This is a genomic window from Bradyrhizobium sp. (assembly GCF_030693485.1).
Taxonomy (GTDB): Bacteria; Pseudomonadota; Alphaproteobacteria; order Rhizobiales; family Xanthobacteraceae; genus Bradyrhizobium.
On the sequence record NZ_JAUYAN010000108.1, the window covers coordinates 1 to 12771 of the forward strand.

Annotated in this window: 16 protein-coding genes; 7 read left to right on the forward strand and 9 right to left on the reverse strand. The window is 65.1% G+C overall.

The genetic code is table 11. The features are described from left to right. Nucleotides 1–69: 69 nt before the first annotated feature. The 6 genes from fdh3B to Q8N40_RS07945 all read left to right on the forward strand — a co-directional run bounded on the left by fdh3B (nt 70) and on the right by Q8N40_RS07945 (nt 4836). Nucleotides 70–666, forward strand: a complete 597-nt coding sequence (fdh3B, locus tag Q8N40_RS07920; RefSeq protein WP_305711428.1) for a formate dehydrogenase FDH3 subunit beta — start codon at nt 70–72, stop codon at nt 664–666. A gap of 76 nt (nt 667–742) precedes the next feature. Next, nucleotides 743–1747, forward strand: a complete 1005-nt coding sequence (locus Q8N40_RS07925) for a formate dehydrogenase subunit gamma (protein WP_305320146.1) — start codon at nt 743–745, stop codon at nt 1745–1747. A 49-nt stretch (nt 1748–1796) separates the two neighbouring features. Then, entirely contained in the window at nt 1797–1952 is a 156-nt protein-coding gene (locus tag Q8N40_RS07930; RefSeq protein WP_305711429.1) for a hypothetical protein, read from the forward strand. 8 nt (nt 1953–1960) lie between these two features. Then, a complete protein-coding gene (locus Q8N40_RS07935) occupies nt 1961–2347 on the forward strand; it encodes a DUF971 domain-containing protein (protein WP_305320148.1) in 387 nt (128 codons plus the stop codon). Nucleotides 2348–2510: 163 nt separating this feature from the next. Continuing rightward, the gene (locus tag Q8N40_RS07940; RefSeq protein ID WP_305711430.1) at nt 2511–3752 is read left to right on the forward strand and encodes a c-type cytochrome; all 1242 of its coding nucleotides are present in this window, start codon (nt 2511–2513) and stop codon (nt 3750–3752) included. A 34-nt stretch (nt 3753–3786) separates the two neighbouring features. After that, the gene (locus Q8N40_RS07945) at nt 3787–4836 is read left to right on the forward strand and encodes an LLM class flavin-dependent oxidoreductase (protein ID WP_305711431.1); all 1050 of its coding nucleotides are present in this window, start codon (nt 3787–3789) and stop codon (nt 4834–4836) included. A gap of 19 nt (nt 4837–4855) precedes the next feature. Here Q8N40_RS07945 and Q8N40_RS07950 read toward each other — a convergent pair whose 3' ends face one another. The 9 genes from Q8N40_RS07950 to Q8N40_RS07990 all read right to left on the reverse strand — a co-directional run bounded on the left by Q8N40_RS07950 (nt 4856) and on the right by Q8N40_RS07990 (nt 10806). After that, nucleotides 4856–5353 carry a hypothetical protein gene (locus Q8N40_RS07950; protein WP_305320151.1) on the reverse strand — a complete coding sequence of 166 codons (498 nt, stop codon included), beginning with the start codon at nt 5351–5353 and terminating at the stop codon, nt 4856–4858. A 199-nt stretch (nt 5354–5552) separates the two neighbouring features. After that, nucleotides 5553–6002: a tol-pal system-associated acyl-CoA thioesterase gene (gene ybgC, locus Q8N40_RS07955; protein ID WP_305711432.1), complete on the reverse strand. Its 450-nt coding sequence runs from the start codon at nt 6000–6002 to the stop codon at nt 5553–5555. Nucleotides 6003–6007: 5 nt separating this feature from the next. After that, nucleotides 6008–6379, reverse strand: a complete 372-nt coding sequence (locus Q8N40_RS07960) for a type II toxin-antitoxin system VapC family toxin (RefSeq protein WP_305320153.1) — start codon at nt 6377–6379, stop codon at nt 6008–6010. Next, nucleotides 6379–6570 carry a type II toxin-antitoxin system VapB family antitoxin gene (locus Q8N40_RS07965; protein ID WP_305320154.1) on the reverse strand — a complete coding sequence of 64 codons (192 nt, stop codon included), beginning with the start codon at nt 6568–6570 and terminating at the stop codon, nt 6379–6381. Before Q8N40_RS07965 ends, Q8N40_RS07960 begins: the two co-directional genes overlap by 1 nt. An 86-nt stretch (nt 6571–6656) precedes the next feature. Beyond that, on the reverse strand, nt 6657–7568 hold the full coding sequence (locus tag Q8N40_RS07970; RefSeq protein WP_305711433.1) for a metallophosphoesterase: 912 nt from the start codon (nt 7566–7568) through the stop codon (nt 6657–6659). Between the two features lie 100 nt (nt 7569–7668). Beyond that, nucleotides 7669–8718 carry a Holliday junction branch migration DNA helicase RuvB gene (gene ruvB, locus Q8N40_RS07975; protein WP_305711434.1) on the reverse strand — a complete coding sequence of 350 codons (1050 nt, stop codon included), beginning with the start codon at nt 8716–8718 and terminating at the stop codon, nt 7669–7671. Next, a complete protein-coding gene (gene ruvA, locus Q8N40_RS07980; RefSeq protein WP_305711435.1) occupies nt 8715–9332 on the reverse strand; it encodes a Holliday junction branch migration protein RuvA in 618 nt (205 codons plus the stop codon). The genes ruvB and ruvA overlap by 4 nt, the downstream gene beginning before the upstream one ends. Further along, on the reverse strand, nt 9329–9856 hold the full coding sequence (gene ruvC / locus Q8N40_RS07985; RefSeq protein ID WP_305320158.1) for a crossover junction endodeoxyribonuclease RuvC: 528 nt from the start codon (nt 9854–9856) through the stop codon (nt 9329–9331). Before ruvC ends, ruvA begins: the two co-directional genes overlap by 4 nt. Nucleotides 9857–10059: 203 nt before the next feature. Beyond that, nucleotides 10060–10806, reverse strand: a complete 747-nt coding sequence (locus Q8N40_RS07990; protein WP_305711436.1) for a YebC/PmpR family DNA-binding transcriptional regulator — start codon at nt 10804–10806, stop codon at nt 10060–10062. Between the two features lie 211 nt (nt 10807–11017). On the opposite strand from Q8N40_RS07990, the gene Q8N40_RS07995 reads away from it, so the two are divergent. Continuing rightward, on the forward strand, nt 11018–12771 hold a 1754-nt coding region (locus tag Q8N40_RS07995; protein ID WP_305711437.1), incomplete at its 3' end, for a methyl-accepting chemotaxis protein.

A 12771-nucleotide genomic window follows, 5' to 3' on the forward strand; every position in this document is an offset into this window, starting at 1 on the left:
GGTCACCGCCATGCACGAGGGCAAGGTTACATTGTGTCAACTTCAATCGGCGTGATGGGAGAATAGATCATGGGACGCGTCAAATTTCGTTGTGTTGCCGACCGTTGCATCGAGTGCAACGCCTGCGTGACCTCCTGCAAGAACGAACATGAAGTGCCGTGGGGCATCAATCGCCGTCGCGACGTTACCATCAATGACGGCAAGCCCGGCGAACGCTCGGTGTCGATGGCCTGCATGCATTGCACCGATGCGCCCTGCGCCGCCGTCTGTCCGGTGTCGTGCTTCTACACCACGGCCGACGGCGTGGTGCTGCACTCCAAGGACCTCTGCATCGGCTGCGGCTACTGCTTCTACGCCTGCCCGTTCGGCGCGCCGCAATATCCGAAGGTCGGAAACTTCGGCTCGCGCGGCAAGATGGACAAGTGCACCTATTGCGCCGGCGGTCCGGAGGCGGACGCAACACCGGCCGAATACGCCAAATACGGCACCAACCGCCTGGCCGAGGGCAAGCTGCCGATTTGCGCCGAAATGTGCTCGACCAAGTCGCTGCTGGCCGGCGACGGCGCCATCATCGCCGAAATCTACAAGGAGCGCGTGATGAAGCGCGGTTACGGCTCGGGCATGTGGGGCTGGAAAACCGCCTACAGCGATTCACCGACGGGCTGATGCAAATCGCGCCGCCTTCGCGGCGGCGCGCGTAACCCGGACACCTGACTCAAGATACCGAAAGGGCGTTGTGCAAATGCCAGGCTCACTTTCAACTCTCAAAGCGCTATGCGCCGCACTGGCGCTGCTGTTCGTGGTCGCCCATCCGGCCGCGGCCCAACTTTCCTTCAAACCCACCGCCGAAGCCGTGCAGGAGGACAAGCTCCTGAATGCGCTGAAAGAGGGCGGCAATATCGGCGGCCGTGTCAGCATTCCCGACGCGATGTCCGCCAGCCTGATTCAGCCCGCCGGCCGCGACTGGCGCGATTTCCAGCGCAACACGCTGCCGATCATCGGCGGCGTCGCCATTCTTGGGATGCTGGCGGTGCTGGTGATCTTCCTGATGGTGCGTGGACGAATTCGGCTCGAGCAAGGCTTCTCCGGCCGGAAGATCCTGCGGTTCGCCGCCTTCGAGCGCTTCACCCACTGGCTGACGGCCAGCTGCTTCATCATCCTGGCGCTGTCCGGCCTCAACATCTCGTTCGGCCGCTGGCTGATCTTGCCGCTGTTCGGCGCCAACGCCTTCTCGGCAATGTCGACCTGGGCCAAATACGCCCACGACTTCCTGGCGTTTCCGTTCATGCTCGGCCTCATCATCATGTTCCTGATCTGGATCAAGGACAACATTCCGGGAAAACTCGACCTACAATGGATCAAGCAGGGCGGCGGCATCCTGGCCAATGGCCAGCACCCGCCGGCCAAGCGCTTCAATGCCGGGCAGAAGGGCATCTTCTGGATCGTGATCATCGGCGGCGCGCTGATGTCGGTGTCCGGCTGGTACCTGCTGTTTCCCTACCTTCCCGGCGATGTGACGACGCTGCAGTTCTGGACCGTGATCCATGCCGTGATCGCCATGCTGTTCATCGCCGCCATGCTGGCGCACATCTATATCGGCTCGCTCGGGATGGAGGGCGCGTTCGACGCCATGGGCACCGGCGAGGTCGATCTGAACTGGGCCAAGGAGCATCACGCGCTCTGGGTCGCGGAAGAGCAGGCCAAGGCACCATCGGGAACCACCCCGCGAGCCATGCCGGCCGAATAATTCGGCCGGTCCGATTCAATCATCTGGGCAAGTTCTTTGGGGTAGTGTCATGAAAGCCTTTCTTGCAGCCCTCCTGGTCGCGGCGGTCGTCGCCGTCGGCACGGCGGTATTTCTCGGCGGCATCCAGCAGCAGAGTTCTGCCGCCTTCTCCACCGGCGGCGCCAGGGTCGGCGACCCCGGCAATAATTTGATGGTGCCGGGCTGATCGCGGCGTTGAGTTCACCCGCCGCCTCCGCGGCCTGGCCGGTCGAAATCCGGCTCACCCGGGATCGCCGCTCGCTGCATGTCAACTTCGACGACGGCGTGGCGTTCGAACTCTCCGCCGAGTTGCTTCGTGTCACCAGCCCGTCGGCCGAAGTGCAGGGCCATTCCGAAGCGGAACGCAAGACCGTTGGCGGCAAGCGCAACGTGACCATCCTCTCCGTCGATCCCGTCGGGAATTACGCGGTCCGGCTCGTGTTCGACGACATGCACGCCACCGGCATCTACTCTTGGGCGTTTCTGCGCGATCTCGGCGTCCACGCCGAGCGCCGGTTCCAGGACTATCTCGACGATCTCGGCGCCAAGGGCCTTGACCGCGACAGACCCGGCATGCGCTGACGCGCAGTCCGGGCATGCGCCGACGGAACCAGACGACGGCCCTTGACGGCGGCACCAACCGACGAAACGATTGCCGCCAATGCCTCATCCCCGTCCAACAACCCGCTTCGCATTTCTGACCTGCGCCGCCTTGCTGGTCTTTGCAGCCTTGGCAGTCCTGGCGGTGAGCCCTGCCGCAGCGCAGTTGCGCGGCCATGGCGGGCCGGTGCGGGCGCTGGCGATTTCGCCGGACGGTCAGATCGCGCTGACCGGCAGTTTCGATTCGACCGCGATCCGCTGGTCGCTGGCGCGCAATGCCGCCGAACAGGTGCTGCGTTTCCATGCCGACGCCGTCAACGCGGTGGTGTTGCTGCGCGATGGACGCGCGGCGACCGCAGGCGCCGACGGACGCATCGCGATCTGGACCGCCGGCAAGACCGAGCCCGACGCGGTGCTGGCAGGCCATGAAGCGCCGATCGCGGCGCTGGCCGCCTCCCCCGACGGCACCATGCTGGCCTCGGCGTCATGGGATCACACGGTGCAGCTGTGGCCGCTCGCAGGCGGTGCACCGCGCGCGCTCTCAGGCCATACCCAGAACGTCAATGGCGTGGCATTCTCGCCCGACGGCCGCACGCTGGTCAGCGTCAGCTACGATCTGACCGTGCGGATCTGGCCGCTGTCGGGCACGTCAGCCGCTACCGTCGTGACAATACCGAGCCCGCTCAACGCGGTTGCGATCGGCGGCGACGGCGAAATCGCGGCCGGCGGCGCCGACGGCAGGGTTTATTTTCTCACCGGCAATGGGGCGCGCACCGGCGACGTCGTCGCCGGGCCGCGGCCGGTGATCTCGCTGGCGATTTCGCCGGACGGTGCTTTCGTGGCCGCCGCCGGCATCGGCGGCTCGGTGGCGGTGATCGATCGCAAGACGCGCACCCTGGCCCGCACGCTGGTCGGCCCGGGACTGCCGGTGTGGTCGGTCGCGTTTATGCCCGACAGCCGCACGTTGCTGACCGGCGGCGCCGACAACATCATCCGCCGCTGGGACGCGGTGACCGGCGAGCCCGCCGATTCGCTGCTGGTGGAAGTGGCGGCCGATCCGCTGGCCGCCTTTGCCGGCGACCGCGGCGCGGAAATCTACCGCGCCTGCGTCGCCTGCCACACCCTTGGGCCCGATCAGGCCAACCGGGCGGGCCCGACACTGGCCGGCATTTTCGGCCGTCGCATCGCCACCGCGCCGGGCTATCGTTTCTCCGAAGCCCTCAAGCGCCTCGACATCGTCTGGACGCCGGAGACGGTTTCGAAATTGTTCGAAGTCGGGCCCGCGGCCTATACGCCCGGCACCAAGATGCCGGAGCAGCGCATCGGTTCGGAAGCCGACCGCGCCGCGCTGGTGAAATTTCTCGAGCGCGCGACGAAGGACAAGTGACGGCGGCTGATCATCTCGGGGTTGAACTGATAAAATGACATCGGCAGGTGGTGCAATGCAGTTCGGCGTATTCGATCAGAACGACCGCGGGCCCTATCCGCTTGGCGAACAGTATGAGAACCGTCTGAAACTGATCGAATTCTACGACGCCGCCGGGTTTCGCACCTACCACATGAGCGAGCACCATTCGACGCCGCTCAACCTCACGCCATCGCCCAGCGTATTTCTGGCCGCCGCTGCCCAGCGCACCAGCCGCCTTCGCCTCGGCGCGCTGGTCTATATCTTGCCGGCGCATCATCCGCTGCGGCTCGCGGAAGAGATCTGCATGCTCGACCATCTCAGCAATGGCCGGCTCGAGATCGGCATCGGCCGCGGCGCCTCTCCACACGAGATCGAATATTACGGCATCGATCCGGATCACGCGCCGGAGATGTACGTCGAGGCCTACACCATCATCATGCAGGCCCTGACGCAGCGGCAAGTCAACTTCAAAGGCAAGCACTACAATTTTGAAAACGTGCCGATCGAAATGACGCCGGCGCAGCTTCCGCATCCGCCACTCTGGTACGCGGTTCCGGTGCCGGAGGGTGCAGCGTGGCCGGCGCAAAACCGGATCAGCATCGTATGCGGCGGGCCGCTGCCGCGGGTTCGCGAGATCACCGATCGCTACCGCGCCGAATGGGCGGCGGCAGGAAATTCAGCGGATGACATCCCGCTGCTCGGAATCAACCGTTTTGTCATCGCCGCCGATACCGACCGCGCGGCGATGGAGCTCGGCCGCCGCGCATGGCCGGTGTTTTACGCGAGCTTCATGAAGCTCTGGATCGCACACGGCACCCAGCCGCGCTATGCACGGATCCCGGAAGATTTCGACACCATGGTCCGGAACGGCGGCGCGCTTGCGGGGTCACCCGGCACAATCCGCGACCGTGTCAGGGCCTTGACGGCAGAAGCAGGCGCCAGTTATTTCATTTCGCAGTTTTCCTTCGGCGATCTGTCGCAGCAGGAGGTGCTCCACTCCGCCGGCATTTTCGCCCGCGAGGCGCTTCCAGCGTCAAGGGAACACATTGCGCGTGTGATTTGACGCGACGCGGAAGCGGAATCTATTTCCCCGTTTCCAGCGAACACTGCGCGCCACCGCCGGCCTTCTGGCGGATTTCCCTGGCATCGATGGTGCAATTGAGCTTCGAGAAGCTCGCGACGTTGGATCCGGCCGCGCCTTCCGCGACCACGCCGGCGGTCGCGGCGGTGGCATGCAGTTCGTTGGCCTCGCGCCCCCGAATCGTCTTTTTTCTGACCTTGAAAGTCAGTTCGCAGGAGCGCGCCGCGATATCGACATTGCTGGTCCGGCACAGGATGGTATCGGCGGTGACGGAAAACCTGGCCTTGGTGGCAATCAGGAAAACACTGTCGCCGCCGAACAGCCGCGCCATGATGCGCTTGTCGTAGGCCGGCAGCGAGGAGTGCGGAGCCACTACCGCGGCCAGCGCCAGCGCCGTGGGCCCGCTGACGGTGACGGTGGCCGCCGCCGCGTTCGACGATGCGACGCAGAACAGGAGAAATGCGGGCGCCGCCAGCTTTTGCGTCAGTGAATGTTTCATGTTTGCCTTCTCTTGCGAACCGTTCCGCGATGCGCGATCCGCAGGCACTATACGCCGCGATCCTTTCAGACGACAGAGGGTGGCGGTCTCGCGGGTGAACGGCGGCAGGGGCCGCCGCGTTATCGAGACATCGAGGCATCTCCGGCTTTTGAACGAAGCCCGGGATTGTACCGATCGGTGCAGATAGTCATGTTTGAGGTCAACCCTCGACCAGATCGGCCTTCATCAGGGTGCGCAGCGATTTCGGGATCGGCCGCGCCCGCCCCTCGCTGATGAAGGCGATGCGGACCTCGGCCTTGACCAGCATAGCCTCGCCGCACCGCACCTCCTGCGCCAGCGTGATCGAGGCGCCCTTCACCTGTAACGGCCAGGTCACGATGTCGAGCACGTCATCCATGCGCGCGGGCTTCAGGTAATCGATGTGCATCGAGCGCACCACGAAGGCAAAGCCCGGCGTCTCCGCCTGCGCCTCGGCATACAAAGCGTGCTGTTCGGCGCCCATCAGCCGCAGATGATTGGTGCGGCCGCGCTCCATGAAGCGCAGATAACTGGCGTGATAGACGATGCCGGAAAAATCCGTGTCCTCGTAATAGACCCGGATCTGCATGTGATGGCGGCCGTCGCGGATCGCGCCGTCGAGGGAATACATCGGTGCTACTCCGGGAATTCAGCGGCAAGCGACAGCGATTGAGCCGCAGCCAGCAAACGCTTGTCGCGCGTCCAGATGCTCGTTTCAGGGGTCAACGCGGCAGCGGCGAGCAGGTGGGCATCGACATATCCGATGCCCAAGCCCGGCAGCTTTCGGTCGGTGATGAAGCCCCGGACTTCGTCGGCACTCGCCACGATAGCTCTTGGAAGCCCGCCTAAATCATCGATCATCTCGGCGATTTTCGGCACATGCCCCAGTACCAGTTCTCCAATAATGAACGGATGCATGACGATTTCGCCGCGCTCGAGCAGCTCGAACAGTTGAAAATCGCCACGCCGAAAATGATCTATCCAGATCGAGGTATCGGCCAGTACCATCACTTGAAGCGTCGTCGCGGCGGGGCTTTCGCGCCCGGCTGCGTTCCTCCCATGCGGGCAAGGCGGCGCGCGGCTTCGCGCTCGACGAACGCTTTCAAGGCTTCCCTGATCACGGCCGACTTCTCAGTGACGCCGGCATATTCCTGCGCCTTGGCGAACAACTCGTCGTCGATCGCGATGGTGGTTCTCATGTAACCGCCTCCTGATACATCAAATGTATCATCATTTGATGCCAGTTTCCATGCCCCATCTCACAGGCAGGAGCGCGTCGCGCAGGTCAGGAAACCGCCGCCCCCGCCCCGCCCAGCGTCACCAGCACGATCTCCGGCGGCACGCCGATGCGGAACGGCATGATGCTGCAGCCGAGGCCGCCGGAGACGACGACGTCGCAGTTGGCGCGGATGTGGCCATAGGCGAGTTTCCTTCCGGACGGCGCCACCGGCGACCAGCCAAGCAGCCGGACCTGGCCGCCATGGGTATGTCCGGAGAGTTGCAAGGCGACCCTCGCCGGCACCCGCAGCGCGACGTCGGGCTCGTGCGCCAGCAGAATGACAGGCGCATCATCGGTCACCCTGGCGAGCGTGGCCGAGAGGTCATCGACACCGATCCGGCGGACCGGACGAAAGCGTCGCGCCGGCAGCCAGGCCAGTTGATCGCCGAGGCCCGCGATCCAGAACGGCCGGCCGGCCTTGCTCAGCCGCACCACTTCGTTTTCGTAGACCGGAATGCCCGTGGCTTCGAGCGCCCGCCTTGCGATCGTGTCGCCCTTGCCGTCGCGCTGTACCGCCTTGTCATCCCAGTAATCATGGTTGCCGAGCACCGCATGCACGCCGAGCGGGGCTCGCAACCCCGCCAGCACCGGCGCCCATTCGCTGCAGGGAATGAAGCGTGTCACCTTGCGATGCCCGGCGACGTAGTCGCCCAAGAGCACGGTGATATCGGGGTTGAGGGAATTGGTGCGCTCGACGATCGATTCGATCCGCTCCAGCGACATCCAGGGATCGCAAGCGTGCAGGTCGGCGATGACGGCGATCCTGAGCTTGAAACCGGCCGGCCATCGCGGCGGCTGGATATCGTAACGCTTGACGCGAAGCCGCAGCGCGGGCTCGCCAAATCCGTAGGCAACCGTGGAAATGCCGGTGGCGCCGAGGCCACCAGCCAAACGAAGGAAATGACGACGCGAAATCATGAGGGCTCACCGTGATGCAGCCTCATGCTGATGGGGCATTACAGCCGAATTCAGGTGGGTTTGTGCAGAATGTCAGCAGGGCCGCAGTCTACCGCCGCCGTCATTCGTCGGTTTCCGGGCCACCGAACAACCCAAACTGCGACGGATCGCGTGTGGGCTCGGCGAGGCCGAGATGCGTGAACGCGTGCGAGGTCAACAGCCGCCCGCGCGGGGTGCGTTGCAGGTAGCCGCACTGGATCAAAAACGGCTCGATGATGTCCTCGATGGCGTCGCGCGGCTCCGACAGCGCCGCGGCCATGGTTTCGACGCCGACCGGGCCGCCGCCGTAATTCATCGCGATAGTGGTGAGATAGCGGCGGTCCATGGCGTCGAGGCCGGCGGCATCGACCTCGAGCGCGCTCAGCGCGTGATCGGCGATTTTGCGGTCGATCTGGTCGGCGTCGGCAGCGGAGGCGAAATCCCGCACCCGGCGCAGCAGCCGTCCGGCGATGCGCGGGGTGCCGCGGGCACGGCGCGCGATCTCGTTGGCGCCGTCTTGCGTCATGCCTATCTTGAGCACGCGGGCGCCGCGGGTGACGATCTTTTCCAGCTCTTCCACGGTGTAGAAATTCAGCCGCACCGGAATGCCGAAACGATCGCGCAGCGGATTGGTCAACAGGCCCGCGCGCGTGGTGGCGCCGACCAGCGTGAATTTTGCCAGTTCGATCTTGACCGAGCGCGCCGCCGGCCCCTCGCCGATGATGAGGTCGAGCTGAAAATCCTCCATTGCCGGATACAGCACTTCCTCGACCGCGGGGCTGAGCCGGTGGATTTCGTCGATGAACAGCACGTCGCGCTCTTCGAGATTGGTCAGGAGAGCCGCGAGATCGCCGGCCTTGGCGATGACAGGTCCGGATGTCGCGCGAAACCCGACGCCGAGTTCGCGCGCCACGATCTGCGCCAGCGTGGTCTTGCCGAGACCGGGGGGCCCGACGAACAGCACATGGTCGAGCGCCTCGCCGCGCTTGCGCGCGGCCTCGATGAAGATCGACAGATTGGCGCGCGCCTGGGCCTGGCCGACGAATTCGGACAACAGCTGCGGACGCAGCGCGGTGTCGCCGACATCGTCGCTGCGGCGCTCGGGGGTAACGATGCGGGAGGGCGTGGTCACTTCGCCAATTCCTTCAGCCCCAGTTTGATGAGCTGCGCGGTCTCTGCCCCCTCGCCCGCACTGCGCGACGCAAAGGCAATCGCCGCCGCCGCCTGCGGCTGGCCGTAGCCGAGATTGACCAGCGCCGAGATCGCGTCGGTGACCGGGCGCGGCGCGCGGTCATTGTCGATCGCGCCGGACAGATGCACCAGCGCCGGATCGACATTGGCGAAGGCCGGCGCCTTGTCCTTCAATTCGGTGACGATGCGCTCGGCGACTTTCGGGCCGACGCCCGGTGTGCGCGCCACCGCCGCCTTGTCGCGCAGCGCGATGGCATTGGCGAGATCGGACGGCGGCAGGGTCGAGAGCACCGCCAGCGCCACCTTGGCGCCGACGCCCTGTACCGTCTGCAGCAGGCGAAACCATTCGCGCTCGGTATCGCTGCGAAAACCGAAAAGTTTGATCTGGTCCTCGCGCACGTAAGTCTCGATCGACAGCACCGCCGCCTCGCCGGGCGACGGCAGCGCCTGCAACGTCCGCGACGAGCAATGCACCTGGTAGCCGACACCACCGACGTCGAGGATGACGTAATCCTCGCCGTAGGAGTCGATCAGGCCCTTGAGTTTGCCGATCATGCCCCGACCACCTTGAGCCGCAGCGCCGCGCTGCCGCGGTGATGCGCATGCGTGATGGCGATCGCCAGCGCATCGGCGGCATCGGCCGATTTCGGCTCGGCTTTCGGCAGCAGGATTTTCAGCATCACCAGGATCTGGTTCTTGTCGGCATGGCCGGCGCCGACCACGGTCTTCTTGACCTGGTTGGGGGCGTATTCCGCGACCGGTATGCCGAACATCGCCGGCGCCAGCATCGCAACCCCGCGCGCCTGCCCGAGTTTCAGGGTGGCGACGCCGTCCTTGTTCACAAAGGTCTGCTCGACCGCGGCTTCCAGCGGCTGGAAGTCGCCGAGCACGGCGGCGAGCCCCTGATGGATCGCCAGCAGCCGGCGCGCCAGCGGCAGGCTGTCCGGCGGCTCCACCGAACCGCAGCCGATGAAGGTCAGCCGGTTGCCATCGATCTCGATCACGCCCCAACCGGTGCGGCGCAGGCCCGGATCGATGCCGAGGATACGGACGGGATGGCGAATCGGGGGAAGTGTCATGGGGTAGTGATACCGCCGGAGACGGATCGGCGAAACAGCCGAACGAGCGGCATACCCAGCGAAACGACGATGCTTACCTCTCCCGCTTGCGGGGGAGGTCGACGCGCGCGGCGCGTCGGGTGGGGGAATGCTTCAACGAGCGCCGGCACCTGCGGAAGCACCCCCACCCCGGCCCTCCCCCGCAAGCGGGAGAGGGAGAAGAATCACCCGCCCATCCTGGCGACCAGCGCGTCCGACACCTCGAAATTGGCATAGACGTTCTGCACGTCGTCATGTTCGTTCAACAGGTCGATCAGCTTCAGCAGCTTCTCGCCGGTCTCGTCGTCGACCGGCACCGTGTTCTGCGGCTTCCAGGTCAGCGCCGCCTTGCGGGCCTCGCCGAATTTCGCCTCCAGCGCCTTTGCCACGTCGCGAAAGGTTTCCTGCGAGGCGTAGATCTCGTGGCCGTTCTCGCTCGAGATGACGTCGTCGGCGCCGGCCTCGATCGCGGCTTCCAGCATGGCGTCGTCGGAGCCGACCCTGGCGTCGTATTCGATGACGCCGGTGCGGTCGAACATGAAGGCGACCGAGCCGGTTTCCCCGAGATTGCCGCCGGACTTGGTGAAGAACGAGCGGATATCGGAGGCGGCGCGGTTGCGGTTGTCGGTCAGCGCCTCGACGATCACGGCGACGCCGCCGGGACCGTAGCCCTCGTAGCGGATCTCGTCGTAATTCTCGCCCTCGCTGCCGGTCGCCTTCTTCACTGCGCGCTCGATCGAGTCTTTCGACATGTTCTCCTGCCGGGCGGAAATGATCGCGGCGCGCAGCCGCGCGTTCATGGCGGGGTCGGGCGCGCCCATCTTGGCGGCGACGGTGATTTCCCGCGCCAGCTTGGAGAACAGCTTCGATTTCTGGGCATCCTGCCGGCCCTTGCGGTGCATGATGTTCTTGAACTGGGAATGTCCGGCCATGCGGTCTCTTTTCGGATTCGTCCGGGAAATGGGAGGAAGGCGCGGCGTTATAGGCCGGTAAACCGCCGAAATCAAAGATTTAGCGGGGTTTCCAATATACCAGTAGTGGTTGCTATCTGCGCAACAGGCAATCGTTAACCATGATTTCACGCCCGAATGCGAGAATGCCAGTCACATTTCGTCGTCGCCCTCATTTCCCCGAGAGACGCCGATGGCATTCGGTTTGTTTCGAAAACGGCTGCCGGAACCTGCTGTGGCTGCCATCGCGGCAGCATCGCCTTCCCTTGCCGTTGCGGCCGATGCTCCCCAGGCTCCCGAGAGCGATTCGGCCAGGGAAATCCTCGAACTGCTCGAACTCGAACTGGGCGGCATGATCCGGCAGCTCGAGCGCGCGGCCAATTCGGTTGCCGGCGGCGCCGAGGCCACCGCGGCGACGCTGACCACCATTCGCCAGCGCACCGATGCCCTGACCGGGCGCACCAGCGCCGCGCAGTCCAACGCGACCACCTTTTCGCTGGCCGCCGACAAGTTCACCCATTCGGCGCAAGGTATCGGTTCGCAGGTGCGCGACGCCAGCAAGCTCGCCGATCAGGCCAGCGCCGCCGCCCGCGAAGCCAGCCTCAATGTCGACCGCCTGCGGGAGTCCTCGGCCGCGATCGGCAATGTCGTCAATCTGATCGCGCAGATCGCGCGACAAACCACGCTGCTGGCGCTCAACTCCACCATCGAGGCGGCGCGGGCCGGTTCCGCCGGACGCGGCTTCGCGGTGGTCGCCACCGAGGTCAAGGCGCTGGCGGTGCAGACCCAGAACGCGACAGAGGAAATTTCGAAGAAGATCGACGCGCTGCAGAAGGATGCCGCGGGCTCGGTCGATGCGGTGCACCGGATCTCCCAGGCGATCGAGGCGATCCGCCCGGTATTCGAAATCGTCAATGGCGCCGTGGCGGAGCAGACCGAAACCACCAGCGAGATATCCGACAACGCCGCCAGCGCATCGAACTTCATCGTCTCGGTCGGCGAAAGCGCCGCCGAAATCGATCATGTGACGAAGGCGGCCGAGGTCCATGGCGAAAGCGTCGCCAGCGCCGGCAGGGCCGTCACCCTATTCGCGCAGAAGCTGAAATCGCGTTGCGCGGTGCTGTTGCGCCAGGACGAACGCAAGGACCAGCACAAGGACCAGGCGCTGCCCTGCAATCTGGCCATGGAAATTCAGACGGCGCGCGGCACGATCGCAGCACCCGCCTACGAGATCTCGATCGACGGCATCCTGATCGGCGGACCGGACGCCGAAAAACTGCCCTTGAACGTAACCCTCGATGCCACGCTGCAGGACATCGGCGCCTGCAGGATCCGTGTCCGGGACCACTCGAAGGTTGGCGCCCGGGCGCGATTCGCGGCAACGGATGCCGCGCTGAAGGAAAAGATCGAAGACAGACTGTGGTCGATCCAGGACGAAAACACCGAATCCGTGACCCGCGCCATCGAAGCCGGCCGCGCGCTGACCAGGATTTTCGACGACGCCGTCAGAAGCCGCGCCATCTCCATGGACGACATGTTCGATGAGAATTACGTCGAGATCGCCGGCACCAATCCGCTGCAGTACCGCACCCGGGTGCTGGACTGGGCCGATCGCGCGCTGCCGCCGTTCCAGGAGGCTTTCCTGGCCAGGGATTCGCGCATGGCGTTCGCGGCGACGATCGACCGCAACGGCTACCTGCCGGTGCACAACAAGGTCTATTCGCATCCGCAGCGTCCCGGCGACGTCGCCTGGAACACGGCCAACAGCCGCAACCGCCGCATCTTCAACGATCCCGCGGGCCTGGCCGCCGGCCGCAATCAGCGCGCCTATCTGATCCAGAGCTACGCCCGCGACATGGGCAACGGCAACACCGTCATGATGCGCGAGATCGACGTGCCGATCCGCGTCAACGGCCGCCACTGGGGCGGATTCCGGACGGCGTACAA

Excerpts from the sequence above, each read along its gene's own strand:
- fdh3B (WP_305711428.1), top strand. The coding sequence starts at position 70 with ATGGGACGCGTCAAATTTCGTTGTGTTGCCGACCGTTGCATCGAGTGC.
- Q8N40_RS07925 (WP_305320146.1), top strand. The coding sequence starts at position 743 with ATGCCAGGCTCACTTTCAACTCTCAAAGCGCTATGCGCCGCACTGGCG.
- Q8N40_RS07930 (WP_305711429.1), top strand. The coding sequence starts at position 1,797 with ATGAAAGCCTTTCTTGCAGCCCTCCTGGTCGCGGCGGTCGTCGCCGTC.
- Q8N40_RS07945 (WP_305711431.1), top strand. The coding sequence starts at position 3,787 with ATGACATCGGCAGGTGGTGCAATGCAGTTCGGCGTATTCGATCAGAAC.
- Q8N40_RS07950 (WP_305320151.1), bottom strand. The coding sequence starts at position 5,353 with ATGAAACATTCACTGACGCAAAAGCTGGCGGCGCCCGCATTTCTCCTG.
- ybgC (WP_305711432.1), bottom strand. The coding sequence starts at position 6,002 with ATGTATTCCCTCGACGGCGCGATCCGCGACGGCCGCCATCACATGCAG.
- Q8N40_RS07960 (WP_305320153.1), bottom strand. The coding sequence starts at position 6,379 with ATGGTACTGGCCGATACCTCGATCTGGATAGATCATTTTCGGCGTGGC.
- Q8N40_RS07965 (WP_305320154.1), bottom strand. The coding sequence starts at position 6,570 with ATGAGAACCACCATCGCGATCGACGACGAGTTGTTCGCCAAGGCGCAG.
- Q8N40_RS07970 (WP_305711433.1), bottom strand. The coding sequence starts at position 7,568 with ATGATTTCGCGTCGTCATTTCCTTCGTTTGGCTGGTGGCCTCGGCGCC.
- ruvA (WP_305711435.1), bottom strand. The coding sequence starts at position 9,332 with ATGATCGGCAAACTCAAGGGCCTGATCGACTCCTACGGCGAGGATTAC.
- ruvC (WP_305320158.1), bottom strand. The coding sequence starts at position 9,856 with ATGACACTTCCCCCGATTCGCCATCCCGTCCGTATCCTCGGCATCGAT.
- Q8N40_RS07990 (WP_305711436.1), bottom strand. The coding sequence starts at position 10,806 with ATGGCCGGACATTCCCAGTTCAAGAACATCATGCACCGCAAGGGCCGG.